The sequence below is a fragment of the Variovorax glucosi genome (assembly GCF_051216695.1).
In the GTDB taxonomy this organism is placed as follows: Bacteria; Pseudomonadota; Gammaproteobacteria; order Burkholderiales; family Burkholderiaceae_C; genus Variovorax.
This window is the reverse complement of record NZ_JBPJZE010000241.1, coordinates 1-1,180: the sequence shown is the minus strand read 5'-3', so window position 1 is coordinate 1,180 and position 1,180 is coordinate 1. Positions and strand designations below refer to the sequence as shown.

The following is a 1,180-nucleotide window of genomic DNA, read 5'->3' as shown; positions in this document are numbered from 1 at the left end:
CGACTTCAGCGCGGGCGCCAGCAGCGCGCCGTCTCGCATGATCCACGGCGGCCTGCGCTACCTGGAAAACGGCAGCTTCTCGCTGGTGGCCGAGGCCACGCGGGAGCGCAACCTGCTGCTGCGCAACGCGCCGCACCTTGTGCAGCCGCTGAAGACGGTGGTGCCGCTGTCGAGCTTCTTCGGCGGGCTGATGAGCAGCGCGCTCAAGTTCTTCGGCCGCACGCCGCCGCAGCGCACGCGCGGCCTGCTGGCAGTGGCGGCAGGCCTGCGCCTGTACGACCTGCTGGGCCGGCGCCAACGCGTGATGCCCAACCACCGCATCAGCCGCGTGCCGCAGAACGACCGCAGCCTGTTTCGTGCCGCGGTGCGCTGGACCGCGACCTTCTTCGACGCGTGGATCAGCCACCCCGAATGGCTGATCCTCGAGCTGATCGGTGACGCCTGCCGCGACCAGCCGCGCTCGGCCGCCGCCAACTACTGCCGCGTGATGGGCTGCGCGGGCAACATCCTCACGCTGCGCGACGAGATCACCGGCGCGCTGGTGCGCGTGACGGCCGACACCGTGGTGAATGCCAGTGGCGCGTGGCTCGACCGCAGCACGGCAGTGCTCGGGGGCGCGGGCTCGCGCGTGATGGGCACGAAGGGCTCGCACCTCGTGCTCGACCATCCCGCGCTGCGCGATGCACTCGAAGGCCGCATGGCCTATTTCGAGGCGGTGGACGGGCGCGTGTGCATCGTCTATCCCTTCCTCGACCGCGTGCTGGTGGGCTCCACCGACATTCCAGTGGACGACCCCGACCAGATCGTGACGGAGCCGGCCGAGGTCGACTATTTGCTCGATGTGCTGGCCGAGGTGTTCCCGAACCTGTCCTTCGGGCGCGGCGACGTGGTGTACACCTATGTCGGCGTGAGGCCGCTCGCGCGCTCCGACGCTGACAAGCCCGGCCAGATCTCGCGCGATCACTCGGTGGTGCTCGACCCGCCGAATGCGACGCGCGACATTCCCATCGTCGGCCTCGTCGGCGGCAAGTGGACGACCTTCCGCGCACTTGCTGAAGAAGCTACCAAAGACGTGCTGCAGCATCTAGGCCGCCCGCGCACTGCATGGACAGAGCTGCTGCCCAGCGGCCTTGGTGGGGGGCTGGCTGCCGATGCACAGGCGATTGAACGCTACGTCTAT

At 69.0% G+C, this 1,180-nt stretch carries 1 protein-coding gene; it reads left to right on the top strand.

From position 1 onward, the window contains the following. Window positions 1-1,180, top strand: a 1,180-nt coding sequence (locus ACSFA3_RS24630) for a glycerol-3-phosphate dehydrogenase/oxidase (protein WP_435507991.1), incomplete at both ends; no start/stop codon positions are given.